Below are 23,109 nucleotides of genomic sequence, written 5' to 3'. Positions count from 1 at the left end.
TCTTCTCTGTCTTCTCTGTCATTCTCCGCGTCACTGCGCCAGACCGGCGGCGAGCAGTTCCACGAAGCCGATGTCCTCGTTCGCCACGCCGAAGACCTCGGCGCGCAGCAGGGTCCGCTCCGCCCAGGCGCGGTGCGGTTTCACCTCGTTCATCTTGTTCGTGTACGCCGATCTCAGTACACCCCCACCGCCGCGTTCCGGCCGCAGGATGTCCTGGGCGTCGGTGAACTCCTCGTGACTGACGACGGACAGTGCGTGCACGGGCAGCACGTGCGAGGGGTGGATGCAGGTCTTGCCGAGCAGGCCGTTGGCCTGGTCCAGGGAGATCTCGCGCAGCAGGCCGTCCATGGCGTGTTCGATCAGCTTCTGGCGCAGTTCCACGGCCTGGACCTCGAGGAAGGGGCTCTGCCGCAGCAAGGGCTTGAACATGCGCTCCTGGACCCGGAAGTACTCCCAGACGGGCCCGGTCACGGTGAATCCTGTGCCGTCGGCGCGCGCCAGCATGTTCACCACGTCGGCGATCACGGAGGCGACGATCTGGACGTCGTAGGCGGTCATGTCGGGGCCGCGGCGCAGCCCGTAGGAGGAGCAGAAGTCGGTCACGCCGAGACGCAGGGCGAGGACGCGGTCGCGGTACTTGCCGACCGCGCGCAGGATGCCCTCCAGGGTCTCCACGCGTGACTCGCGGTAGAGCAGCTCGGGGGACTCCAGGACCGGCATGGCGAACAGCCGGCTGCCGGCGTCCGCCTCGGCAACGGTGAGCGCCTCCAGGAAGGGCATGCCGCGTTCCTCGGTGAACTTCGGCAGTACGAATCCGGACAGCAGCCGGACGGCCGGCCCGAGGCGCCGTACGAGGTCGGGGATCTGCTCGGCGGCGCGCACCCGGATGAACAGCAGCGGCAGATCCGCGTCGGGACGCCCGGCGAGGTCGGTGAACTGGCGGACCAGGTTCTCCTCGCCCGCGCACACGTCCGCGTCGTCGATGGAGTCCTCCAGGCACAGCACCATTGAGACCACACCGCGTCGGGCCTGCTTGACGATGTCGTCGGCGAGCCGGGGGCGGGTGGCGGGGCTGTAGAGGGTGGCGCCGAGGGCCACGGAGAGCAGCCGGGCCGGCGAATCCGGCGTGAAGACGCCGGGCTCCTGGAAGAAGAGACGTTTCCGCACCTCAGGGGCGATGTGCCCGAAATGACGCATTGAACTCCCCGTGTGAAGTGTCGGAAGGTGGCCGGTAATAGTACGTAGAGATCGATGTCCGAGGTTCCCACCGGGCATGAACTTCACGTAACCCCACCGTGTCGGGCGCCTACCCCGCATTGTCGTGACCAGGACGGAGAAGGCAGGATGACCGCATGACGCACGCGATGCTGAAGGGGTCCAACGTCCCGCTCGAGGCCACCACGGTACGTGCCGTGCTGCGCTGGTCGCCCGGGCAGGGAGTCCCGGACGTCGACGCCTCCGCGCTGCTCCTCGGCCCCGACGGTCGTGTGCGCTCCGACGAGGACTTCGTCTTCTACAACCAGCCCCGGCATCCCTCCGGGAAGGTGTGGCGGCTCGGCAAGAAGCGGGTCGCCGAGGGCCTCACCGACACGATCCAGACAGACCTCGCCGGTGTCGAGTCCGGCGTCGGCCGGATTCTGCTGGTCGCCTCGGCGGACGGCGTCACCTTCGACCGCGTACGGGCCCTGCGCATTCTGCTGTACGACGCGCAGGACCCGGACGGGGAACCGCTGGCGTACTTCGACGTCAAGCCGGAGACGGGCCAGGAGACCGCGCTGATCTGCGGTGAGCTCTACCGGCGTGGGAAGGGGTGGAAGTTCCGGGCGCTCGGGGAGGGCTATTCGAACGGGCTGAAGGGGCTGGCGACCGACTTCGGCATATCGGTGGACGAGTCGGAGGGCGAGCCCGAGCAGGAGCCTGCGGCGCCTTCCGCGACTCCGGAGGCGCCGGCTCCTGAGCCGCCCACGCAGGTGCAGGCACCGGTGGCCGCGCCGCTTCCGCCGGAGGTACCGGCGGGGGTGCCGCCGCAGCCGGCGTACGGCTATCCCCAGCAGCCCCCTGCCACGCAGCCGGCGTACGGCTACCCGCAGCCGACCAGCCCGCCCGCGTACGGCTATCCACCGGCTGCCGCCGCCACCCCCGACCCGGACTTCCGCCTGCCGCCCCAGGGCCCGCAATTCATCGGGCGCTGACGGCTACGCCCAGGATCACATGGCGCCCCGAGCCGGGGACTATCTCTGCACCTTGGTCTTGAAGCCGCGGCCCCACTGCAGGCCCCACCCGTAAAGCCGGTCTATCTCCGCCTGGAAGCCGTAGACGAATTTGACCTCCCTGCGGACGATGATCTCGTTCTTGACGTTCTCGATCATCACGACCGCGCAGGAGCGGGCCTGCGGCTGGCGTTCGTCGAGGCCGATCTCGATGCGGGGGCCGTTGCTCGGGTAGAGGGTGACGACCGCGTGCGTGCGGTCGAACGCCGGGGTCTGGTCGTAGATGTAGGCGAAGACCAGCAGGCGCTTGATGTTCTCGCGGTGATCCAGGTTGACGTAGATCGTCTCGCCGGAGGCCGAGCCGAAGCGGTCGTCGCCGCTGAGCTTGACGTACGGCGGTGCGTTGACGTCGCCGAGGAAGCCCCCGAGCGGCTGGACCACGCCCTTCGTGCCGTCCTGGAGCTCGTACAGGCAGCCGAGGTCGAGGTCGACGTTGACCATGCTCTGGCTGTGGCCCACGACCTCCGGGGGCTTGAGCGCCTTGAAGGGATGGCGCAGCAGGCTCTCGCGCTGGGAGCCGCCGAGGTCGGAGGTGCGCATCCGCCAGCTGAGGTTGATGCGCAGGTGGCCGGTGGCCGCGCCCTGCTTGGTCAGGGAGACCTGACCGTGCCGTTTGGTCAGTTCGATGGCGTTGGTGGCCGCGTTGCCCGAGTCGAACGTGCTCTCGCGTCCGCGCCACAGTCCGTCGAGGAAACCCATTCCCGCCCCAAGTCGTCGAACCCGCATACGGCCGACGGGGCGGCCGGCGAGGAGTGGTCCTCGGTGGCCGCCCCGTCGAGAGCGTTCCTCACCAGGGCGGCTGTCACACCCCGGAGGAGACCTCAGTCTTCGCGTCCGCGTTTCCCTCGGCCGCCGCCAGTGCCCTGTTGCGGCGGACGGAGGACCAGAAGGACCAGCCGATCAGGATGACACCGATGGAGCCGGTGATGAGCTCGTGGATCTCGTACTGGATGGTGACGAGCAGGATCAGCGAGAGGGCGCCGATCGCGTAGTGCGCGCCGTGCTCCAGGTAGACGTACTCGTCCAGGGTGCCCTGGCGGACCAGGTAGACCGTGAGGGACCGGACGTACATGGCGCCGACGCCGAGGCCCAGGGCCATCAGGACGATGTCGTTGGTGATGGCGAAGGCGCCGATCACGCCGTCGAAGGAGAACGACGCGTCCAGCACCTCCAGGTAGAGGAACATGAAGAACGCGGCCTTGCCGGCCAGGGCGATCGCCGACTTCGGCTTGCCCTCGCGTGCGGCCTTCTCCTCCTCCTCGTGCTCGCGTTCCTCCTCCTCTTCGAGCTTGTCCTCGAAGTAGCCGGAGAGTCCGCCCACGATCATGTAGGTGATCAGACCCGCGATACCGGAGAGCAGGACCGTCTCCGCCTTGTCGACGTGCGCGCCGCCGTGCTGGTGGGCGTGGGCGCCGAAGGTCATCGCGGAGATCAGCAGGATGATCAGCGCGATGCAGACGGACAGCATGTCGATCTTGCCGAGCTTGGCCAGCGGGCGCTCCAGCCAGCCCAGCCACTTGATGTCACGGTCCTCGAAGATGAAGTCGAGGAAGATCATCAGCAGGAACATGCCACCGAACGCGGCGATCGACGGGTGGGCGTCGGTGACCAGTTCCTGGTAGCGGTCCTTGTCGGTCAGGGCGAGGTCGACGGCCTCGATCGGGCCGAGGGACGCGCTGACGGCGACGATGACGACGGGGAAGACCAGCCGCATGCCGAAGACGGCGATCAGGATGCCGATGGTGAGGAAGATCTTCTGCCAGAAGGCATTCATCTTCTTCAGGATCCCGGCGTTGACCACCGCGTTGTCGAAGGACAGCGAGATCTCCAGGATGGAGAGGATCGCCACGATGCCGAAGGCGGTCCACCCCCCGTAGAAGACCGCTGCGACCAGGCCGAGCGCGGTGACCGCGAACGACCAGCCGAAGGTTTTCAGAACCACTGGCTACCCCATCGTGTAAGCACGGGTCTCCCCCGCTGCCGTACTCGGCTTTACGAAACGTTGACTCCGAAGTCTAGAGCGATGCCGCGCAGCCCCGACGCGTACCCCTGCCCGACGGCACGGAACTTCCACTCGCCCTGGTAGCGGTAGAGCTCGCCGAAGATCATCGCGGTCTCCGTGGAGGCGTCCTCGCTCAGGTCGTAGCGGGCGAGTTCCTGGCCGTCGGCCTGGTTGACCACGCGGATGAAGGCGTTGCTGACCTGGCCGAAGGTCTGGCCGCGCTCGTCGGCCATGTGGATGGAGACCGGGAAGACGATCTTGTCGCACTGCGCCGGCACCTTGGGCAGGTTCACCAGCAGGGACTCGTCGTCGCCGTCGCCCTCGCCGGTGAGGTTGTCACCGGTGTGCTCCACCGAGCCGTCCGGGCTCTTCAACTGGTTGTAGAAGATGAACCACTCGTCCCCCATGACCCGGCCGCCGCTGCACATCAGGGCGCTGGCGTCGAGGTCGAAGGGGGCTCCGGTGGTGGAGCGCGCGTCCCAGCCGAGCCCGACCATCACCTGCGTGAGGTTGGGTGCGGCCTTGGACAAGGAGACATTGCCTCCCTTGGCGAGCGTGACGCCCATGCTGGTCCCTCCCCGGGTCTGTTTTCTCAGGTGGTCCTGCGCGTCCGGCGCCGCACGTAAACCGTGCGGCGCCGGACGTTGCGAGGCTGTGGCCTCAGACGTTCACGCCGAAGTCCTGCGCGATGCCGCGCAGGCCGGAGGCGTAGCCCTGGCCGATGGCGCGGAACTTCCACTCCGCGCCGTGCCGGTACAGCTCGCCGAAGACCATGGCGGTCTCGGTGGAGGCGTCCTCCGACAGGTCGTAGCGCGCGATCTCCGCGCCGCCGGCCTGGTTGACCACGCGGATGAACGCGTTGCGCACCTGGCCGAAGGACTGCTGGCGGTTCTCGGCGTCGTAGATGGAGACCGGGAAGACGATCTTCTCGACGTCGGCCGGGACCGTCGCGAGGTTGACCTTGATCTGCTCGTCGTCACCCTCGCCCTCACCGGTGAGGTTGTCACCGGTGTGCTCCACGGAGCCGTCCGGGCTCTTGAGGTTGTTGAAGAAGATGAAGTGCTGGTCGCTGGCGACCTTTCCCGAGTTGTTCAGCAGCAGCGCGCTGGCGTCCAGGTCGAAGTCGGTGCCGGTCGTGGTGCGGACGTCCCACCCCAGTCCGACGATGACCGCCGTCAGGCCCGGCGCCTCCTTGGTCAGCGATACGTTGCCGCCCTTGCTGAGGCTGACTCCCACGAGTCCTCCATTGGTGTCCAGGGGCGGGAAGCCCCGTAGTGCGTTGGATGTCGGATCAACGAGTCGATCCTAGTGATGGGTTCCCGGCCCCCGCAGGCCCGCAGGCCGAAGAATTACAGGGTGTCGAGCGCCTTCACGTACTCGTTCAGATCGCGGGCGTCCGGCAGGCCGTTGACGACCGTCCAGCGCACGACGCCCTCCTTGTCGATGATGAAGGTGCCGCGCACGGCGCACCCCTTGTCCTCGTCGAAGACGCCGTACGCCCGCGAGACGCTGCCGTGCGGCCAGAAGTCCGACAGCAGGGGGTACTCCAGGCCCTCCTGCTCGGCGAAGACGCGCAGGGTGTGGATGGAGTCGTTGGAGACCGCGAGGAGCTGGGTGTCGCGGTCGGAGAACTGCGGCAGGTTGTCCCGCAGCTCGCACAGCTCGCCGGTGCACACGCCGGTGAAGGCGAAGGGGTAGAAGAGCAGGACCACGTTCTTCTGTCCGCGGAAGTCGGACAGCTTCACGGTCGCGCCGTGGTTGTCCTTGAGCTCGAAGTCGGGAGCCTTTTCGCCGACCTGGATCGCCATCGTCGTGTTCATCCCCTTCGGTGGGCCGTTCGGACGATGAACACCTTACGCAGCGATCAGGAAACGCAGACGGACGGGCCGAGTGAACTCGGCCCGTCCGAACAGTCACGTGGGGAGAACGGTCACCGCTTCGACTTGGCCGCCTTCGGCGTGGCCAGCCGGCTGCCGCTCCAGTCCTTGCCGACGCTGACGCTCTTGGACGCCGTCAGGCCCGCCGTGGTGGCGGCTTCCGAGATGTCGCTCGGCTCCACATACCCCGCACGGCCGGTCTTCGGCGTGAGGAGCAGGATCGCGCCGCCCTCTTCGATGTACGTGGTGGCATCCACCAGCGCATCCGTCAGGTCGCCGTCGTCGTCACGGAACCACAGCACAACGGCGTCGGCCACGTCGTCGTAGTCCTCGTCGACAAGGTCGCTCTCGATGACGCCCTCAATGGCCTCGCGGAGCTCCTGGTCGACATCGTCGTCGTAGCCGATCTCCTGGACCACCTGCCCGGGCTGGAACCCCAGCCTGGCGGCAGGGTTCGTCCGCTCCTCCGCGTGGTCCGCGGTCGCGCTCACGGGTTGCCTCCTGATCATGTCTTGGGAATAACTCAGCCACGCGCGTGCGCGAAGCATTGGCCGTAGTCCACACGGGCGGGACGGATCGCGCAAGTACCCGGCCGTCCAGACCGCCGAAACGGTGACGTTTGGGGCCGGGTCACCGCAACTCCAGGCACACCATCATGGCCCGCGGTGACATACACCACACCTTTGTGCCCCGTTTGGGCGTTTGGGAACCGTCTGTGGGTACGAGACTCGAATGAGTTCGCCCCCTACGTTCCCACACCGCTCTCACCACGGGTTACCTGGCAGTAGAGATGACGTTTACGGCCCCGAGGTGGACCATGGGAGCGGCGCAGACCCGGCCCCGTCCGGCGACAAAAGCGAAGCAGCGGCCGTCCTTCGGCCCTCTGACAGGTAAGGAACAGCGTGGCTTCCGCATCCGATCGCAACCCGATCATCATTGGCGGCCTTCCGAGTCAGGTTCCTGACTTCGACCCCGAGGAGACGCAGGAGTGGCTCGACTCCCTCGACGCCGCCGTCGACGAGCGCGGCCGGGAGCGCGCCCGCTATCTGATGCTGCGGCTGATCGAGCGGGCCCGTGAGAAGCGCGTGGCCGTGCCCGAGATGCGCAGCACGGACTACGTCAACACGATCCCCACCCGCGCGGAGCCGTTCTTCCCGGGCAACGAGGAGATCGAGCGCAAGATCCTCAACGCCACGCGCTGGAACGCCGCCGTGATGGTGTCCAGGGCGCAGCGCCCGGGCATCGGCGTCGGCGGCCACATCGCCACCTTCGCCTCCTCCGCCTCGCTGTACGACGTCGGCTTCAACCACTTCTTCCGTGGCAAGGACGAGGGCGACGGCGGCGACCAGGTCTTCTTCCAGGGCCACGCCTCCCCCGGCATCTACGCCCGCGCGTATCTGCTGGACCGGCTCAGCGAGCAGCACCTCGACGGATTCCGCCAGGAGAAGTCGAAGGCGCCCCACGGCCTGTCGTCGTATCCGCACCCGCGGCTGATGCCGGACTTCTGGGAGTTCCCGACCGTCTCGATGGGCCTCGGCCCGATCGGCGCGATCTACCAGGCGCGGATGAACCGCTACATGCACGCGCGGGGCATCGCGGACACCTCCAAGTCGCACGTGTGGGCGTTCCTCGGCGACGGCGAGATGGACGAGCCGGAGTCGCTGGGCCAGCTGACGCTCGCCGCCCGGGAGGGCCTGGACAACCTGACCTTCGTCGTCAACTGCAACCTGCAGCGCCTCGACGGCCCGGTGCGCGGCAACGGGAAGATCATCCAGGAGCTGGAATCGGTCTTCCGGGGCGCCGGCTGGAACGTGATCAAGCTGATCTGGGACCGCACCTGGGACCCGCTGCTCGCGCAGGACCGGGACGGGATCCTGGTCAACAAGATGAACATCACGCCCGACGGCCAGTTCCAGACGTACGCCACCGAGACCGGCGCGTACATCCGCGAGCACTTCTTCGGCGACGACCACCGGCTGCGCGCGATGGTCGAGGGCATGACCGACGACCAGATCCTGCACCTGGGCCGCGGCGGCCACGACCACCGCAAGATCTACGCGGCGTACAAGGCGGCCGTGGAGCACAAGGGCCAGCCGACGGTCATCCTCGCCAAGACCATCAAGGGCTGGACCCTCGGCCCGAACTTCGAGGGCCGCAACGCCACGCACCAGATGAAGAAGCTGACGGTCGACGACCTCAAGCGCTTCCGCGACCGGCTGCACCTGCCGATCTCCGACAAGGACCTCGAGTCCGGTGTACCGCCCTACTACCACCCGGGGCGGGACAGCGAGGAGATCCAGTACATGCACGACCGCCGCAAGTCGCTCGGCGGTTACGTGCCCACGCGCGTGGTGCGCTCCAAGCCGCTCGCGCTGCCGGACGACAAGACGTACGCGACCGTGAAGAAGGGCTCCGGTCAGCAGTCCATCGCCACGACCATGGCCTTCGTCCGACTCCTGAAGGACCTCATGCGGGACAAGGAGATCGGCAAGCGCTTCGTGCTGATCGCGCCGGACGAGTACCGCACCTTCGGCATGGACTCCTTCTTCCCGAGCGCGAAGATCTACAACCCGCTCGGCCAGCAGTACGAGGCGGTGGACCGGGATCTGCTGCTCGCCTACAAGGAGGCGCCGAACGGGCAGATGCTGCACGACGGCATCTCCGAGGCCGGCTGCACGGCGTCACTGATCGCGGCCGGTTCCGCGTACGCGACCCACGGCGAACCGCTCATCCCGGTGTACGTCTTCTACTCGATGTTCGGTTTCCAGCGCACCGGCGACCAGTTCTGGCAGATGGCCGACCAGCTGGCGCGCGGTTTCGTCCTGGGCGCGACCGCGGGGCGTACGACGCTGACCGGTGAGGGTCTCCAGCACGCGGACGGCCACTCGCAGCTGCTGGCCTCGACGAACCCCGGATGCGTGGCGTACGACCCGGCGTTCGGCTACGAGATCGCGCACATCGTGAAGGACGGTCTGCGCCGGATGTACGGGGGCGACGAGGAGCACCCGCACGGCGAGGACGTCTTCTACTACCTCACCGTCTACAACGAGCCGATCCAGCACCCGGCCGAGCCGGAGAACGTCGACGTCGAGGGCATCCTCAAGGGCCTGTACCGCTTCAGCGAGGGCACCGCGGGTGCCACCCCGGCGCAGATCCTGGCCTCCGGTGTGGCCGTTCCGTGGGCCATCGAGGCGCAGAAGATCCTCGCCGAGGAGTGGAACGTCAAGGCGGACGTCTGGTCGGCGACCTCCTGGAACGAGCTGCGACGCGAGGCGGTGGCCTGCGAGGAGCACAACCTGCTGCACCCGGAGGAGGAGCAGCGGGTGCCGTACGTGACGCGCAAGCTGAGCGGGGCGCAGGGCCCGGTGGTCGCGGTGTCCGACTGGATGCGGTCGGTGCCGGACCAGATCGCGCGCTGGGTGCCGGGGACGTACCAGTCGCTGGGCGCGGACGGCTTCGGCTTCGCGGACACGCGGGGGGCGGCGCGGCGGTTCTTCCACATCGACGCGCAGTCGATCGTGGTGGCGGTGCTGACGGAGCTGGCGAAGGAGGGGAAGGTCGATCGGTCGGTGCTGAAGCAAGCCATCGACCGGTACCAGTTGCTGGATGTTGCCGCGGCGGATCCCGGGGTGGCAGGGGGAGACGCGTAGGGATCGAGTGTCGTCTGCGGGGGCGTGGGGGCTGGTCGCGCACACGCGGCGGTAGCCGCAAATCGAGCACAGCCCCGCGCCCCTGAGGGGCGCGTGGTACGCGGCCTACGATTCCAGGCATGAAGGAATCGACCGCCCAGGTTCGCTGGGAGCACCGGACCCAGCGGCCGCTCCTCGGCCTCGCCCTGGCCTTTGCCGTTGCCTATGCCGTGCCGATCGTGCAGCCGGACGCGAGCAAGGGTGTGGTGGAGCTGTGCACCGCCGTGGAGTGGGTGGTGTGGGGTGCGTTCGCGCTCGACTATCTCGTGCGGCTCGGGCTGTCCGAGCACCGGCTGTCGTTCGTGCGCACGCACTGGCTCGACCTGCTCGCGGTGCTGCTGCCGCTGATCCAGCCGTTGCGGCTGCTGCGGGTGGTGTCCACGCTGCTGCTGGTCGGGCAGCGTGCCCGGCTGGCCTCGCAGATCAGGCTCACGACGTATGTCGCCGGGTCGGTGGTCGGGCTGCTGATGTTCGGCTCGCTCGCCGTACTGTCGGTGGAGCGGGACTCGCCGGACGGCAACATCAGGAACCTGGGCGACGCGGTGTGGTGGTCGTTCACCACGATGACGACCGTGGGGTACGGCGACCACGCCCCGACGACGGGTCTGGGCCGCGTGCTGGCGGTCGGGCTGATGCTGTCCGGCATCGCGCTGCTCGGTGTGGTGACCGCGAACATCGCCGCCTGGTTCATCGCGCGGTTCGAGAAGGACGACGCCGAGGAGCGACGGCAGACGGAGGCGATCGCGTCCCTGGTCGAGGAGGTGCGGCTGCTCAGGGCCGAGGTGGCCGAGCTGAAGTCGGCCGCGGTGCGGGTCGAGTAGCGCGCCTGCGAGGGCCGGGCGGGCCCCCGGCTGTCGCTGCCGGGGGCCCGCTCCGTGTTCACTGCCGGTCAGAACATCCCGTAGCCCGGACCGGTGGCCCCGGCCAGCCAGACGATGGCCAGCAGTGTGTCGATGGCGCCCAGGACGAGGGCGACCAGGGCCGGCACCGGGCGCGAACCCGCCCACGTGCGGCCCATCGCGAGCCAGCCGCAGATCATCGCCACGGGGCCGAGAATGATCCCCAGGACGAAGAATCCGGCGACCGCGCACACGAGTCCGATGATCCCGAGCGTCGCGCGATCCGGCCCGGTCCGTGACCACGTCCGGCCACGTGAGCGGGGGTGCCTGCGCGTGCCGTGTCCGAAGCTCGCCATCATCAACTCCCTGATCCCCGTAGTCGGTTGGGGTGTTTCGGGGTTCTTGACATGGCGGGTACCCCCGCTTCGGCGGTGAATTCACGCCGGGGGCACGGCAGGAGGAGAGGTGCTGCCTGCGCGCTGCCCCCCTCCAGCAGCGCGCCGCAGCCGCTGTCCTCCAGCCCTGCGGAGGACTTGACCCACTGTGACCTGCGGTGCCCTCCGCGGGGGAGGGATCACCGCGTGGGTTCACCCTGATGGGCGAACCCGGTCCCGAGGGTCCGTCAGATGTGGCCGACGCCCGCGCCGGCCTCCGCGTTCGCACCCCGCTTGGTGAGGAACGCGACCAGCACCGCCACGGCGGCGACTCCGGCGGCGACCAGGGACGCCAGGCTCATGCCGGAGATGAAGGTGTCGTGGGCGACGTCCGTGATCTTCGTGGCGATCGCCTCGGGGGTGCCCGGGGGAACCGGCGCCGCGCCGACCTGGACGGCTTCGGAGGCCTGGCCGGCCTGCTCGGGGGTGAGCGGCGGGAGACCGGCCTCCTTCCAGTTGCCCTCGAGGTCGCCGTCGACCTTGGAGGCCATCACTGCGCCGAGGACGGCCGTACCGAGGCTGCCGCCGATCTGCATCGCGGCCTGCTGGAGACCACCGGCGACACCGGAGAGCTCCATGGGCGCGTTGCCCACGATGACCTCGGTGGCGCCGACCATGACCGGGGCGAGACCGAGACCGAGCACGGCGAACCAGAGCGACATCACGCCACTGCCGGTGTCCGTCTCCAGGGTGGACATGCCGTACATGGCGAGCGCGGTGAGCGCCATGCCGCCGGCCAGCGGGATGCGCGGGCCCACCTTCGTGATCATCGCGCCGGCGAGCGGCGAGCCGACGATCATCATGCCGGTGAGCGGCAGCAGGTGCAGACCGGCGTCGATCGGGCCCATCCCGTGCACGTTCTGCAGATAGAAGGTGACGAAGAACAGGCCGCCCATGAACGCGATGGCCATGAGGACCATGAGGACCACACCGGCGGACAGCGGCACGGAGCGGAACAGCGCCAGCGGGACCAGCGGTTCCGCGACCTTCTTCTCCCAGACGGCGAAGAGCGCGAAGCCGGCGATCGAGGCGATGATGAAAGCCCAGGTCTTGGTGTCGCCCCAGCCCCACTCGGGGGCCTTGATCAGCGCCCAGACCAGGCAGAACATCGCCGCCGACAGCAGGGCGATACCGAGGACGTCGAAGGAGCGCGGCGCGTTCTCCGCGCGGTGGTCGAGCAGGATCCACGCACCGAGGGCGACGGCGAGGATGCCGACCGGCACGTTGATGAAGAACACCGACTGCCAGTTGACGTGCTCGACGAGGACACCGCCGAGGATCGGGCCGCCCGCGGTGGAGGCACCGATGACCATGCCCCAGATACCGATCGCCATGTTGAGCTTCTCGGCCGGGAACGTGGCCCGCAGCAGACCGAGCGCGGCGGGCATCAGCAGCGCGCCGAACAGGCCCTGGAAGACCCGGAAGGTGACGACCAGCGCGATGCTGTCGGACAGGCCGATCGCGCCCGAGGCGGCGGCGAAGCCGACGACGCCGATGAGGAAGGTCTGGCGGTGGCCGAAGCGGTCACCGAGCTTGCCCGCGGTGATCAGGGAGACCGCGAGGGCCAGGAAGTACGCGTTGGTGATCCACTGCAGCTGGGCCAGGCTGGCGCCCAGGTCCTTGCCGATCGCCGGGTTCGCGATGGCCACGATGGTGCCGTCCAGGGCCACCATCATGACCCCCACGGCGACGGTTATCAGCGTGAACCAGGGGTGGCCGCGCAGCCCCTTGCCCGGCGTCGCGTCCGACGGGGCGACTGGTGCGCTGTCCCCCGGCCCCGTCTTGTCGATGGTGGTCTGACTAGTCATGCTTCGAGGCTAATGACAGCCGCTGACAGTTGACAAACCAATTCACTAGTCGGTAACTGACACGACATACGCGTATAGCCTGAACTGGGGAAACAGTTCGAGGAGGAGCCATGGAGACGGCCGGGACCGTCGTGGGCGGGCTGCCGCGGCCGGGTCTGCGGGAGCGCAAGAAGCAGCGCACCCGGGACGCCCTGGTCCGCGCCGCCCTCGAACTGTTCGCCACCCGCGGGTACGAGGGGACGACCGTCGACGACATCGCCGCCGCCGTCGACGTCTCCCAGCGCACCTTCTTCCGCTACTTCGCGAGCAAGGAGGAGGTCGCGTTCTTCGTGCCGCGGCTCGCCGAGTCGCAGGTCGTCGAGGCCGTGCGCGGGCGCCCGCCGGGCGAGCCGCCCCTGGAGACGCTGCGCCGGGCCGTGCTGGACAGCTGGGACGACATCAACGCGACCGTCGAACAGCTCGTCCCCCTCGAACTGCACCTGCGGGTCTACCGGGTGATCGAGTCGACGCCGCCGCTCTTCGCCGCCCACCTGCGCCGGGCGACGGAACTGGAGGAGGAGCTGGCGCGCATCATCGCCGACCGCGAGGGCCTCGACATCGACGCCGACCCCCGGCCCCGCATCCTGGTCGCCGCCTTCGGCGGGGTGATCCGGGTCACCGAACGGCTGTGGTCGACCGGTGACGACCTCAGCCTCGCGGCCATGCGCGAGCTGATGACGACGTATCTGGACCACGTGGGGCCGGCCCTCGCCGGGAACTGGCGTACGGGTTGATCCCCGTATCGACACACTGAAACGTGATCCCAGTCACTTGGTTAACGCGAGACCCTCTCGTTCTCCTAGTGTGTCCTCCCAGTGACTTCCTTCGACACCACCCCGCTAGGGCCTGCCTCGGGTGCTCCCGCGGCGTCGCGACGCCCGGCACGCACTCTCGCTGCACCGGCCGTCCTCCGACGTGGCTCCGCCACGCCGAAGGCCGTCCGGCACACCGAGAGCACGCACCGAACGCCGCTCCTTCCTCCGCGGGAGAACCCGAGGCAGACCCTCAACGTCTGGCGCGCGCTGCTCGCGCTCGCCGTCGTCTTCGTGATGCTGGCGACCACCGGCTGGACCGCGATGCGCCACCATCGCGAGGCCACCGAGCTGGAGAAATCCCTGCAGGCCTGGGACCGCGGCCGGATAGCGGGGCACCGGCTGCCGGACGCCGATGCGGCACCGGCCCGGCTCGCCCGGTTCTTCGCCTCGCTCACCGAAGGACAGCGCACCACCCTCGCCCGCCGCTATCCGCTCGCCGTGGGCAATATGAACGGCGCCCCCGTCGAGCTGCGCTACCGCGCCAACCGCATCGCGCTGGGGCAGGCACGCACGGTCGAACGCGCACGCGTCCACGACGAGCGCCTCACCCCCGACGGGCAGCGGCAGGCGGCCCGCCGGCTGGACCGTCTGGAGGCGCTGATGCGCCCCGGCCGCCACATCCTCGCCTTCGACCCGTCCGGCTCCGGCCGCGTCGCCGAGGTCTTCGGCAGTCTCCGCAAGGCCGAACGCGTCTCGGTCGTCGTCCCCGGTGTCGACACCGACCTGCTCACCTTCCAGCGCACCCACCGCAAGTACTCGGCGCCCGTCGGCATGGCCAAGTCCCTCTACGCGGCCGAACGCGAGGCCGACCCCGGCACCCGTACGGCCGTGATCGCGTGGGCCGACTACACCGCGCCCAGCGGTCTCGGCATGGACGCCGCCACGGCGATGCGCGCGAAGGACGGCGCGGTGCGCCTGAACGCGATGCTGCGCGGACTGCCCGGCACGTCCCCGGTCTCGCTGTTCTGCCACAGCTACGGCTCCGTGGTGTGCGGACTCGCCGCCCGCGAACTGCCGGGCCGGGTCGCCGACATCGCGGTCGCGGGCAGCCCCGGCATGCGCGTGGAGCGGGCCTCGCAGCTGCACACCTCCGCCCAGGTGTGGGCGATGCGCGACGCCGACGACTGGGTCCAGGACGTGCCGTACCTGGAGGTCGGCGGGCTGGGCCACGGCGCCGACCCGGTGTCCACGGGCTTCGGGGCGCGAGTGCTGTCGGCGCGCGAGGCGAAGGGGCACAGCGGGTACTTCGAACCGAACACGGACAGCCTGCGGAACTTCGCCGAGATCGGTGTTGGCGCGTACCGCGCGGTGGCCTGTGCCGACGACGACGGGGTCTGCCGGACGGGTTTGTCCGGCGCGACGGCGTCCGGACGCGCGTAGAGACGGAGAAACTGCGGTATGCGCGGGGAGGGGACGAAGAAGCTCGTGCCGCATACGATGAGCCGCATGGGTGACGTACTGGCCGGATTTCATGCCGCCTGGGAGTTCGAGTCCGACTCCGTGCTCATCCGTTACGAACGGGGGATTCGAACACCCAAGCTGTTCCAGGCACTCGGGGAGCGTCGTGTTCCGCTGGAGGCCGTGGAGGGGGTGACCCTCACTCCGGGCAGGCGCGGCACGGTGGTGCTGCGGATGGAGCCCCGGCCCGGCGCGGATCCGCTGATGGAGGCGGCGGCCGGGCAGTTGAAGGAGAGCTGCGATCCGTACCGGCTGGTGCTGCCGGGTGAGCGCGAGACGCTCGCGGAGTACTACGCCGAGGAGTTGCGCGCCGCGCTGACCGAGTCCGGGCCGGCCGAGCGTCATCTGGTGGCGGCGCCGGGGGCTCCGCTGCAGTTCAAGGCGTATGACGCGAAGGCGTCCTTCGACGGTTCGGCGGTGTCCTTCCGGTGGTTCTGGACGGGGGCGTCGTCGGCGAAGTGGAAGGCCGGGGACCAGCGGTTCGCCGTCGGCGAGTTGAGCGGGGTGGAGTGGCGGTCGCCGGAGGTGTTCGAAGGGCATCTGCGGCTGCTGCGCCGGGACGCGGGGGCGACCCCGGCGCAGGCCGATCAGGATCCCGCGGCGGTGGTGTTCGGGTTGGGGTACGGGCCCGTGCATGAGTCACTGCCGTTCGCTGCGGCTGTGTTGGCGGCGGTGCGGACGTGTGAGCCGGTGCCTGCGGTTGCGGCCGCGCCGCGGCGTGACCCTGCGGATATTGCTGAACGGATTCGTCACCTGGGGGAACTGCATCAGGCGGGGCTGGTGACGGATGAGGAGTTTGCTTCCAAGAAGGCGGAGTTGTTGGCGGAGCTTTAGCGTCTGCTCTACTCCCTGCCTGCAGAGGTGAACGTCATGTCCGCGTAGCGGTTGCCTGCCACCTGTGCCGCGATCGGGTCCAGGAGGGCCAGTTCGTCCTTCGTGAGGTCGATGCGTGTCGCCGCCGTGTTCTCCTCCACCCTTTCCGGCTTGCGGGTGCCCGGGATCGGGATGACCGGGACGGCGTGGACCTGTGACTGCTGGTGGACCCATGCCAGGGCGATCTGGCCCGGGGTCGCGCCATGGGACTCGGCGATCTCACGCAGCGGGGCGAGCAGGGCCGCGTTGGCCGTGGCGTTCTCGCCGGTGTAGCGGGGCTGTTGGCGGCGGAAGTCGTCGGGGGTCAGGTCCTGGGCGGCGTCGGTGAAGGAGCCGGTCAGGAAGCCGCGGCCCAGCGGGGAGTACGGGACCAGGGTGACGCCCAGGTCGCGGGCGGCCGGTACGACCCTCGCCTCGATGTCGCGGCTGAACAGCGACCACTCCGACTGCACCGCGGCGATGGGGTGCACGGCGTGGGCGGCGCGCAGTTCGTCGGCGGTGACCTCGCTCAGGCCCAGTTGCTTGACCTTGCCCTCGCGGACCAGGTCGGCCATGACGCCGACGGTCTCCTCGATCGGCACGTTCACATCGCGCCGGTGCATGTAGTAGAGGTCGATCACGTCGACGCCGAGGCGCTTCAGGCTCGCCTCGACGGCCTGGCGGATGTAGGGCTCGTCGTTGCGGATGACGCGGCGGGTCGGGTCGTCCGGGTCGAGGGACAGGGCGAACTTGGTGGCGATGAGGAGTTCGTCGCGGTGGGCCTTGAAGAACGGGGAGAGGAAGCGCTCGTTCTCGCCCGCGCCGTACATGTCGGCCGTGTCGTAGAGCGTGACGCCGAGTTCCAGGGCGCGCTCCAGGGTGGCCCGGGAGGCGTCCGCGTCCACGGGGCCGTAGGCGAAGCTCATGCCCATGCACCCGAGGCCCTGGACGCCCACCTCCGGGCCGTCGGTGCCGAGGTGTGCCTTGCTGATCCTGCCGTCCGTCATCGGGACCTCTCCGACGCCAGGGGCTGCCCGGCGTCCGCGTAGAAGCTGATCTTTCGGTCGAGCACCGCGAGGGTGCCCTGGAGTTCGGCGATCCGGGCGAGGACGTCCTCGCGGGTCGCCTTGAGCAGTTCGAAGCGCTCGGGGTACGTGTGGTCGCCCTCGCGCACCAGTTCCGCGTAGCGCACCATGTCGGCGACCGGCATCCCGGTCAGGCGGAGCTTGCCGACCAGGGCGAGCCAGTCGAGGTCGCGGTTGGTGTAGCGGCGCTGGCCCGTGTGAGAGCGGTCGATGTGCGGCATCAGCCCGATGCGCTCGTACCAGCGCAGGGTGTGCGCCGTGAGCCCGGTGAGGGCCGCGACCTCGCTGATCGTGTACTTGTCCGCGCCGTCCGGCCGTCGGCTGCCGCGCTCCGGCGGTCCTGCGCAGGTGTCGGTCCTGGTACCCGTGGTCTCCATCACCGTCATGGCCTCAACGCTAGATCCCTTGAGTGCACTCCAAGCAAGCGACGGCGGTAAGAAATCGGCAGGACCCGGCGGGCACGGCGTGGCTACCGTGCGGGACATGAGTCTTGTACGGCGTGCGGTGCCCGGGGACGCGGAGGAAGTGCTGCGGCTGCGTCAGGTGATGATCGACTCGATGGCCGGCTCCGGCTCGTCCACCGACTGGCACGGCGAGTCGCTGCCGCTGCTGCGGGCGAAGCTGGCGGAGGCGGACGGGGTTTTCGCGGCGTTCGTGGTCGACCATCCGCAGCGGCCGGGTGCGCTGGCCGCGCTGGTCGCGGGAACGGTCGACTACCGGATCGGGAACGCCCGCGATCCGTACGGCGCGGCGGGTTTCGTCTTCAGCGTGGCGACCGATCCGGTCGCCCGGCGGCGGGGGTATGCGCGGGCCTGTATGGAGGCGCTTCTCGAGTGGTTCAGGGAGCGCGGGGTGCGGCGGGTGCGTCTCACCTCGTCCGCGGAGGCGGAGCCGCTGTACGCGTCGCTGGGTTTCCGGCCGAAGCCCGACCCCTTGCTGGAGCTGTATCTGTGAGCGCTTAGGCTCGACGGCATGTCGTTGAAGAGCCTCGCGTTGATCGAGAACTGGCCGGTTCCCGCCGCCGCGGTGGGTGTCGTGCGGGCGGACGGGACGGTCCTGGGCACCCACGGGCCGGTCGACCGGCGCTTCCCGCTGGCCTCGGTCACCAAGCCGCTGGCGGCGTACGCGGTGCTGGTGGCGTACGAGGAGGGCGCGATCGAGCTGGACGAGCCGGCGGGACCGCAGGGCTCCACGGTGCGGCATCTGCTCGCGCACACCTCGGGGCTGGCCTTCGACGAGCACCGGGTCACCTCCGCGCCGGGTGAGCGGCGGCTGTACTCCAACGCCGGGTTCGAGCAGCTGGGGGACCATGTCGCGAAGGCGACGGAGATCCCGTTCGGGGAGTATCTGCGGCAGGCGGTGCTGGAGCCGCTGGGCATGACGTCCACGTCACTGGAGGGCTCGCCCGCGAAGGACGGGGTGTCGACGGCCGGGGATCTGCTGCGGTTCGCGGCGGAGGTGCAGGCGCCGCGCCTGCTGGACCCCCGCACGGTCGCCGAGGCGATGACCGTGCAGTACCCGGGCACGAAGGGCGTGCTCCCGGGGTACGGCCACCAGAACCCCAACGACTGGGGTCTCGGTTTCGAGATCCGCAACGCCAAGTCCCCGCACTGGACGGGTTCTTCCTCCTCTCCCCGCACCTTCGGTCACTTCGGCCAGTCGGGCACGTTCCTGTGGATCGACCCGGACGCGGGCGCGGCGTGCGTGGCCCTGACGGACCGCGCCTTCGGGCCCTGGGCGATCGAGGCGTGGCCCCCGTTCACGGACGCGGTGCTGGCGGAGCTCTAGGGCTCGGAGGCCGGCTGCATCTCCCACAGGAGGAGTTCGGCCGGTGCGGTCACCGCGACCGCCTCGACGTCCTTGGCGTCCGTGATGCGGGCCGCGTCGCCGGCGGTCAGGGTCTCGCCGTCGAGGGTCACCTCGCCGCGTACGACGTGGGCGTACACGTACGCGGCGTCCGGGACGGCGGTCCGCTCCCCCGTCGTGAGCCGGCGTACGTGGAGCATGGCGCCCGCCTCCGGCAGGGCGTACGGCGTGGAGTCCGCGATGCCGTGGACGACCTCGTAGAAGGGCTCCCCGCCGGGTTCCAGCGGCGCCAGCCACATCTGCAGGAACGTCAGCGGCCCGGCCCCGTCGTTGCGCTCCACGTGCCGCACCCCGGACGCGGCGCTCAGCCGCTGCACGTCCCCGGCGCGCACCACGCTCTCGTTCCCCGCGGAGTCCCGGTGGGTCAGCTCGCCCTCCACCACCCACGTCACGATCTCGGTGTGGCTGTGCGGATGCTCGTCGAACCCGGCCCCGGGCGCCAGCCGCTCCTCGTTGCAGGCGATCACCGCCCCGAACCGCAGATTGTCGGGGTCGTAGTGGGGCCCGAACGAGAAGGCATGCCAGGACTCGATCCCGGCCCCCGGATCCCCACCCAGATACCGCTCACGACCACGCCGTACGTCCATCACGCACCCACGGTAGCCCCGCCGGCGCCCGCCACGGACCAGCAAGGGGCAAGGGCCGTCCCACCCCCGCTGTCACCCACGCGCCGGCCGCGAGGGAGCCGCAGGGGGCGCGCCGGGAGGCGACCGAGCCGTCAAGCACAGCCCTGCTATCCGTTTGCCCGTCCCGATAAGGCAGTCTTGTCCCGTGCCCGAACCAGAGACCAGCAAGACCCATGCCGCCGCACGGTCCGCTCATCCGCATGCCGCGACCCTGAAGCGGCTGGAGAAGTCGTCCGGCTCTCTCGCCGCGCAGGCGATCGCGCGGATGGACGAGACGCTGCCCTGGTACCGGGCCATGCCACCGGAGAACCGTTCCTGGATCGGGCTGGTCGCGCAGGCCGGTATCGCCGCGTTCACCGAGTGGTTCCGGCGCCCGGACGCCCCGCAGGCGATCTCCACCGACGTCTTCGGCACGGCGCCGCGCGAGCTGACCAGGGCGATCACGCTGCGGCAGACCGTGGAGATGGTGCGGACCACGATCGAGGTGATGGAGTCCGCCATCGACGAGGTGGCGGCGCCCGGGGACGAGAGCGTGCTGCGCGAGGCGCTGCTCGTGTACGCCCGGGAGATCGCGTTCGCCACCGCGCAGGTGTACGCGCAGGCCGCCGAGGCACGCGGTGCCTGGGACGCGCGGCTCGAGTCGCTGGTCGTGAACGCGGTGCTGAGCGGCGAGGCCGACGAGGGGGCCGTGTCGCGGGCCGCGGCGCTCGGCTGGAACTCGCCCGAGCATGTGTGCGTGGTGCTGGGCACGGCGCCCGACGGTGACTCCGAGCTGACCGTGGAGGCGATCCGGCGGGCCGCCCGGCACGCCAAGCTCCAGGTGCTGACCGGGGTGCTCGGCGACCGGCTCGTGGTGATCGCGGGCGGCAGCGACAACCCGCTGGCCGTCGCCAAGTCGCTGATCGGCCCGTACGCGCCCGGCCCGGTGGTGGCGGGCCCGGTGGTGCCGGACCTGCTGGCCGCGACCCGCTCCGCGCAGGCCGCCGCCGCGGGCCTGAAGGCGTGTTCCGCCTGGCAGGACGCGCCGCGCCCGGTGCTGGCGGACGATCTGCTGCCGGAGCGCGCGATCGCCGGAGACCCCAGCGCCCGCGAGCAGTTGGTGGAGGAGATCTACAGACCGCTGGAGGAGGCCGGGGCGGCGCTGCTGGAGACGCTCAGCGTCTACCTGGAGCAGGCGAGCAGTCTCGAGGGCGCCGCGCGGATGCTGTTCGTGCACCCCAACACCGTTCGCTACCGGCTCCGACGTGTGACTGACGTCACCGGCTGGTCGCCCTCCGACGTACGCTCTGCGTTCACACTGCGCATCGCCCTGATCCTGGGGCGTCTGGCCGACGGTGATCTTCAGCTCTAGTCTTTTGTCGGGGCTCCACAAAACCCCTTCGTGTTCTTCGTCCTTGTCCTCACGGGCGGCTTCGGCCGTCCCCAAGAGAGAGTGTGAGAGTGCTCGTACTCGTCGCTCCCGGCCAGGGCGCCCAGACGCCCGGCTTCCTGACTGAATGGCTCGACCTCCCCGGTGCCGCCGACCGCGTCGCCGCCTGGTCCGACGTCATCGGCCTCGACCTCGCCCACTACGGCACGCAGGCCGACGCGGACGCGATCCGCGACACGGCCGTCGCCCAGCCGCTGCTGGTCGCCGCCGGACTGCTGTCCGCCTCGGCACTCGGTGACATCGCCGACATCGCGCCGGGCGCGGTCGCCGGTCACAGCGTCGGTGAGATCACCGCCGCCGCCTTCGCGGGTGTCCTCGACGACAAGTCCGCGCTGAGCCTGGTGCGCAAGCGGGGTCTGGCCATGGCCGACGCCGCCGCGATCACCGAGACCGGTATGGCGGCGCTGCTCGGCGGCGACCCCGAGGTGACCGTGCCGCACCTGGAGCGGCTGGGCCTGACCCCGGCGAACATCAACGGCGCGGGCCAGATCGTCGCGGCCGGCACCAAGGAGCAGCTGGCCGCGCTGGAGGCGGACAAGCCCGAGGGCGTGCGCAAGGTCGTCGCGCTGAAGGTCGCCGGCGCCTTCCACACGCACCACATGGCTCCCGCGGTCGACACGCTGGCGAAGGCCGCCGCGGACCTCACCCCGGGCGACCCTGAGGTCACCTACGTGTCCAACAAGGACGGCCAGGCCGTCGCGACGGGCGCCGAGGTCCTTCAGCGTCTGGTCGGCCAGGTGGCGAACCCGGTCCGCTGGGACCTGTGCATGGAGACGTTCAAGGAGCTCGGGGTCACCGCCCTGATCGAGGTCTGCCCGGGCGGCACCCTGACCGGCCTCGCCAAGCGTGCGCTGCCCGGCGTGAGGACGCTGGCCCTGAAGACCCCCGCCGACCTCGACGCGGCCCGCGAGCTCATCGCCGAGCACGCCGCCTGATCGCCTTAAGGAGCCCACCCGCATGGCGAAGATCAAGCCCAGCAAGGGCGCCCCGTACGCGCGCATCCTCGGCGTGGGCGGCTACCGGCCCACCCGGGTCGTGCCGAACGAGGTGATCCTCGAGACGATCGACTCCTCCGACGAGTGGATCCGCTCCCGCTCCGGCATCGAGACCCGGCACTGGGCGTCCGACGAGGAGACCGTCACCGCGATGTCGCTGGAGGCGTCCGGCAAGGCCCTCGCCGACGCGGGCATCTCCGCCGAGCAGATCGGCGGCGTGATCGTCTCCACGGTCTCGCACTTCAAGCAGACCCCGGCCGTCGCCACCGAGATCGCCGACAAGCTGGGCACGGACAAGGCCGCCGCGTTCGACATCTCGGCGGGCTGCGCGGGCTTCGGCTACGGCCTGACCCTCGCCAAGGGCATGATCGTCGAGGGTTCGGCGGAGTACGTCCTGGTCATCGGCGTGGAGCGGCTCAGCGACCTGACCGACCTGGAGGACCGGGCGACGGCCTTCCTGTTCGGCGACGGCGCGGGCGCGGTGGTCGTCGGTCCCTCGCAGGAGCCGGCGATCGGCCCGACCGTGTGGGGCTCGGAGGGCGACAAGTCCGACACCATCAAGCAGACCGTTCCGTGGACGGACTACCGCGACGGCACGGTCGACAAGTTCCCTGCGATCACGCAGGAGGGCCAGGCGGTGTTCCGCTGGGCCGTGTTCGAGATGGCGAAGGTCGCCCAGCAGGCGCTGGACGCGGCCGGTATCTCCTCGGACGACCTGGACGTCTTCATCCCGCACCAGGCCAATGTGCGGATCATCGACTCGATGGTGAAGACCCTCAAACTGCCGGAGCACGTCACGGTCGCCCGTGACATCCGCACCACCGGCAACACCTCGGCCGCCTCGATCCCGCTCGCGATGGAGCGGCTCCTGGCGACCGGCGAGGCGAAGAGCGGCGACACCGCGCTCGTCATCGGCTTCGGGGCGGGTCTCGTCTACGCCGCGACTGTCGTTACCCTCCCCTAGGCACTCCGTGCCGGATCATTCGGTTCGGCACGGTCGGAAACGCCACACCCTCTGGAATCAC

Annotated in this window: 23 protein-coding genes; 11 read left to right on the top strand and 12 right to left on the bottom strand. The window is 69.7% G+C overall.

The window, feature by feature from the left end; all coding sequences use genetic code 11:
- Window positions 1–30 precede the first annotated feature (30 nt).
- Entirely contained in the window at window positions 31–1,197 is a 1,167-nt protein-coding gene (locus tag AB0412_RS01515; RefSeq protein ID WP_366400397.1) for an HpcH/HpaI aldolase/citrate lyase family protein, read from the bottom strand.
- A gap of 155 nt (window positions 1,198–1,352) precedes the next feature.
- Between AB0412_RS01515 and AB0412_RS01510 the strand changes: the two genes are divergently transcribed.
- Window positions 1,353–2,192, top strand: coding sequence for a TerD family protein (locus AB0412_RS01510; RefSeq protein ID WP_366400396.1), 840 nt, complete (start codon window positions 1,353–1,355; stop codon window positions 2,190–2,192).
- 39 nt (window positions 2,193–2,231) lie between these two features.
- On the opposite strand, the gene AB0412_RS01505 is transcribed toward AB0412_RS01510, so the two are convergent.
- From AB0412_RS01505 to AB0412_RS01480, 6 genes are all read right to left on the bottom strand, one after another.
- Complete coding sequence (locus AB0412_RS01505) at window positions 2,232–2,969, bottom strand: Tellurium resistance (RefSeq protein WP_366400395.1); 738 nt, start codon at window positions 2,967–2,969, stop codon at window positions 2,232–2,234.
- A gap of 103 nt (window positions 2,970–3,072) precedes the next feature.
- Window positions 3,073–4,212, bottom strand: coding sequence for a DUF475 domain-containing protein (locus tag AB0412_RS01500; RefSeq protein ID WP_366400394.1), 1,140 nt, complete (start codon window positions 4,210–4,212; stop codon window positions 3,073–3,075).
- Window positions 4,213–4,262: 50 nt separating this feature from the next.
- Window positions 4,263–4,838 (bottom strand): TerD family protein, encoded by a 576-nt coding sequence (locus AB0412_RS01495; RefSeq protein ID WP_366400393.1) that lies wholly within the window; start codon window positions 4,836–4,838, stop codon window positions 4,263–4,265.
- Window positions 4,839–4,932: 94 nt separating this feature from the next.
- A complete protein-coding gene (locus AB0412_RS01490; RefSeq protein WP_159532298.1) occupies window positions 4,933–5,508 on the bottom strand; it encodes a calcium homeostasis/redox stress adaptation protein in 576 nt (191 codons plus the stop codon).
- Between the two features lie 113 nt (window positions 5,509–5,621).
- A complete protein-coding gene (locus tag AB0412_RS01485; RefSeq protein WP_366400800.1) occupies window positions 5,622–6,080 on the bottom strand; it encodes a peroxiredoxin in 459 nt (152 codons plus the stop codon).
- Window positions 6,081–6,202: 122 nt separating this feature from the next.
- Window positions 6,203–6,640 (bottom strand): DUF3052 domain-containing protein, encoded by a 438-nt coding sequence (locus tag AB0412_RS01480; RefSeq protein WP_016826463.1) that lies wholly within the window; start codon window positions 6,638–6,640, stop codon window positions 6,203–6,205.
- Window positions 6,641–7,051: 411 nt separating this feature from the next.
- Between AB0412_RS01480 and aceE the strand changes: the two genes are divergently transcribed.
- Both aceE and AB0412_RS01470 read left to right on the top strand, forming a co-directional pair.
- Window positions 7,052–9,799, top strand: coding sequence for a pyruvate dehydrogenase (acetyl-transferring), homodimeric type (aceE, locus tag AB0412_RS01475; RefSeq protein WP_366400392.1), 2,748 nt, complete (start codon window positions 7,052–7,054; stop codon window positions 9,797–9,799).
- 119 nt (window positions 9,800–9,918) lie between these two features.
- Complete coding sequence (locus tag AB0412_RS01470; protein ID WP_366400391.1) at window positions 9,919–10,659, top strand: potassium channel family protein; 741 nt, start codon at window positions 9,919–9,921, stop codon at window positions 10,657–10,659.
- Window positions 10,660–10,727: 68 nt separating this feature from the next.
- Here the strand turns inward: AB0412_RS01470 and AB0412_RS01465 are convergent, their stop codons facing one another.
- Window positions 10,728–11,036 (bottom strand): small hydrophobic protein, encoded by a 309-nt coding sequence (locus AB0412_RS01465; protein WP_366400390.1) that lies wholly within the window; start codon window positions 11,034–11,036, stop codon window positions 10,728–10,730.
- A 263-nt stretch (window positions 11,037–11,299) separates the two neighbouring features.
- Window positions 11,300–12,919, bottom strand: coding sequence for an MFS transporter (locus tag AB0412_RS01460; protein ID WP_366400389.1), 1,620 nt, complete (start codon window positions 12,917–12,919; stop codon window positions 11,300–11,302).
- A 110-nt stretch (window positions 12,920–13,029) separates the two neighbouring features.
- Between AB0412_RS01460 and AB0412_RS01455 the strand changes: the two genes are divergently transcribed.
- The 3 genes from AB0412_RS01455 (at window position 13,030) to AB0412_RS01445 (ending at window position 16,065) form a co-directional block, all read left to right on the top strand.
- A complete protein-coding gene (locus AB0412_RS01455) occupies window positions 13,030–13,692 on the top strand; it encodes a TetR family transcriptional regulator (protein WP_366400388.1) in 663 nt (220 codons plus the stop codon).
- A gap of 288 nt (window positions 13,693–13,980) precedes the next feature.
- The gene (locus AB0412_RS01450) at window positions 13,981–15,153 is read left to right on the top strand and encodes an alpha/beta hydrolase (RefSeq protein WP_366400799.1); all 1,173 of its coding nucleotides are present in this window, start codon (window positions 13,981–13,983) and stop codon (window positions 15,151–15,153) included.
- Window positions 15,154–15,219: 66 nt separating this feature from the next.
- Window positions 15,220–16,065, top strand: a complete 846-nt coding sequence (locus tag AB0412_RS01445) for a DUF4429 domain-containing protein (protein ID WP_366400387.1) — start codon at window positions 15,220–15,222, stop codon at window positions 16,063–16,065.
- A gap of 8 nt (window positions 16,066–16,073) precedes the next feature.
- Here the strand turns inward: AB0412_RS01445 and AB0412_RS01440 are convergent, their stop codons facing one another.
- Together AB0412_RS01440 and AB0412_RS01435 are read right to left on the bottom strand one after the other, a co-directional pair.
- Window positions 16,074–17,090: an aldo/keto reductase gene (locus tag AB0412_RS01440; RefSeq protein ID WP_366400386.1), complete on the bottom strand. Its 1,017-nt coding sequence runs from the start codon at window positions 17,088–17,090 to the stop codon at window positions 16,074–16,076.
- Entirely contained in the window at window positions 17,087–17,554 is a 468-nt protein-coding gene (locus AB0412_RS01435) for a MerR family transcriptional regulator (RefSeq protein ID WP_366400385.1), read from the bottom strand. The genes AB0412_RS01440 and AB0412_RS01435 overlap by 4 nt, the downstream gene beginning before the upstream one ends.
- A 97-nt stretch (window positions 17,555–17,651) precedes the next feature.
- Between AB0412_RS01435 and AB0412_RS01430 the strand changes: the two genes are divergently transcribed.
- Together AB0412_RS01430 and AB0412_RS01425 are read left to right on the top strand one after the other, a co-directional pair.
- Window positions 17,652–18,122, top strand: a complete 471-nt coding sequence (locus AB0412_RS01430; RefSeq protein WP_366400384.1) for a GNAT family N-acetyltransferase — start codon at window positions 17,652–17,654, stop codon at window positions 18,120–18,122.
- An 18-nt stretch (window positions 18,123–18,140) separates the two neighbouring features.
- Complete coding sequence (locus AB0412_RS01425) at window positions 18,141–18,956, top strand: serine hydrolase domain-containing protein (RefSeq protein ID WP_366400383.1); 816 nt, start codon at window positions 18,141–18,143, stop codon at window positions 18,954–18,956.
- Here the strand turns inward: AB0412_RS01425 and AB0412_RS01420 are convergent.
- A complete protein-coding gene (locus AB0412_RS01420) occupies window positions 18,953–19,621 on the bottom strand; it encodes a pirin family protein (protein ID WP_366400798.1) in 669 nt (222 codons plus the stop codon). The genes AB0412_RS01425 and AB0412_RS01420 overlap by 4 nt on opposite strands.
- Before the next feature lie 184 nt (window positions 19,622–19,805).
- Between AB0412_RS01420 and fasR the strand changes: the two genes are divergently transcribed.
- The 3 genes from fasR to AB0412_RS01405 all read left to right on the top strand — a co-directional run bounded on the left by fasR (window position 19,806) and on the right by AB0412_RS01405 (window position 23,048).
- Window positions 19,806–21,011 (top strand): fatty acid biosynthesis transcriptional regulator FasR, encoded by a 1,206-nt coding sequence (gene fasR / locus AB0412_RS01415; RefSeq protein WP_366400382.1) that lies wholly within the window; start codon window positions 19,806–19,808, stop codon window positions 21,009–21,011.
- Window positions 21,012–21,100: 89 nt separating this feature from the next.
- Window positions 21,101–22,024: an ACP S-malonyltransferase gene (locus AB0412_RS01410; RefSeq protein WP_366400381.1), complete on the top strand. Its 924-nt coding sequence runs from the start codon at window positions 21,101–21,103 to the stop codon at window positions 22,022–22,024.
- 22 nt (window positions 22,025–22,046) lie between these two features.
- Window positions 22,047–23,048 (top strand): ketoacyl-ACP synthase III, encoded by a 1,002-nt coding sequence (locus tag AB0412_RS01405; protein ID WP_366400380.1) that lies wholly within the window; start codon window positions 22,047–22,049, stop codon window positions 23,046–23,048.
- Window positions 23,049–23,109: the final 61 nt, after the last annotated feature.

Origin of the sequence: Streptomyces sp. NPDC052012 (assembly GCF_040689265.1) — a bacterium.
Lineage (GTDB): Bacteria > Actinomycetota > Actinomycetes > Streptomycetales > Streptomycetaceae > Streptomyces.
Note: the sequence above shows the minus strand (reverse complement) of the source record. Positions and strands in the feature narration are given on the sequence as shown.